This window comes from Salinicola endophyticus (genome assembly GCF_003206575.1).
GTDB classification, from domain to species: Bacteria; Pseudomonadota; Gammaproteobacteria; order Pseudomonadales; family Halomonadaceae; genus Salinicola; species Salinicola endophyticus.
Map to the genome: position 1 here is coordinate 1 of NZ_PZJO01000020.1, position 1,472 is coordinate 1,472.

Genomic DNA, 1,472 nt, shown 5'->3' on the forward strand with positions numbered 1-1,472 from the left:
ACTCGACAGCGTGACTCAGCAGAACGCCAGCATGGTGCAGCAGACCGCCACCGCCGCCGCCGCGCTGCAGCAGGAGTCGCAGCGCCTGGCCGAGACGGTGGGCGTGTTTACCCTGGATGACACGGGGGCTCACAAGCGCCCGGCGTTGAGCTGACCCGATGGAGGGCCGGGGCGTCTGCCCCGGCCATCACCTCTCTTTGTTGTAGCTCTCTCTTGTCAAACTATACCTAAAGTTTGCTCCAGCGACGGCGATATCTCATCAGGAAAGGCGCCGAGTGCGCCAGACGAGAACAGAACAACGAGAACGGCGCGCGCCGTTCGCTGGTGGCGCCTCCGGCGCTACCGTTTTCTCCGGGAACCCCTTATGCACTTCAAATCGATACGTACCTTGGTCACGCTGCTGGTGGGGGCGTGCATTGTCTTCGTGGTCGCGGCGCTGGTGGGTTACACCATCTACGCCAACACCCGCTCGCAGGCGCTGGTGGACAGCCGCACCGATGAGCTGTTGACCACCAGCATTCGCGAGCGCCTGAACGCGGTGGCCGGACGCGAGGCCGAACGCATCCAGGCGCGTCTCGATCACGCCCTGACCCTGGCGCACTCCCTCGCCAGCGCCAATGCGCTGATGGGCGCGGTCGATGACCAGGGCCAGCGTCGGTTCTCGCTGGGCCGCGACGAGCTCTCCAACCTGGTGCGCCAGACGATGGTCGACAATCCCGAGCTGCTCGATGCTTACATCGCCTGGGAGCCCAACGCCTTCGGCAGCGACGCCTACTATCAGGGGCGCGAGGACGCCGGCTATGCCAAGGATGGGCGCTTCATGCCGTTGTGGTATCGCACCGCCGACGGCAAGGTCGCGGTGACGCCGCTGGGCGACACCCTGGAGAGCACCAAGGTGATGCCGAGCGGGGCACGCGAGGGCGAGTACTATCTCTGCCCCAAGGAGACCCGCAAACCCTGCATCATCGATCCGGCGTCTTACGACCTCAACGGCAAGACGCTGATGTTGACCTCGTTCAACGTGCCGATCCTGGTCGATGGTGAGTTTCGCGGCGAGGCCGGGGTCGATCTCTCGGTCGACTTCATCCAGGACCTGCTGAAAGCTGCCAGCAGCACGCTCTACGATGGTGCCGGCGACTGGGCGCTGATCGCCCCGCGCGGCGGAATCACCGCCTATACCGACGACCCCAAGGCCATGGGCAAGAACGCCAGCGAGGTGTTCGATGCCGACGTCAATGCGCTGCTCGAACAGGCGCGCCAGGGGCAGCCTGAGCTGCGTGAGGAGGGCGGCCAGATCGAGATGGCGTGGCCGTTCCATGTCGGCCCGGCCGATGGCAAGCCCTGGATCGTGTTGATCCGCCTGCCCCATAGCGTGGCCATGGCCGGTATCAACGACCTGCAGCAGCAGCTCGCCGGCCAGCGCCATCAGGACACTCTGGCGATGCTCGCGGTGGGCGCCGGTCTGGCCGGGC

1 protein-coding gene is annotated in these 1,472 nt (G+C 65.8%); it reads left to right on the forward strand.

Annotation, left to right across the window (positions count from 1 at the left end):
* Window positions 1-364 precede the first annotated feature (364 nt).
* Window positions 365-1,472: cache domain-containing protein (locus DOM66_RS19370; RefSeq protein WP_188115224.1), on the forward strand; the 1,108-nt coding region annotated here is incomplete at its 3' end.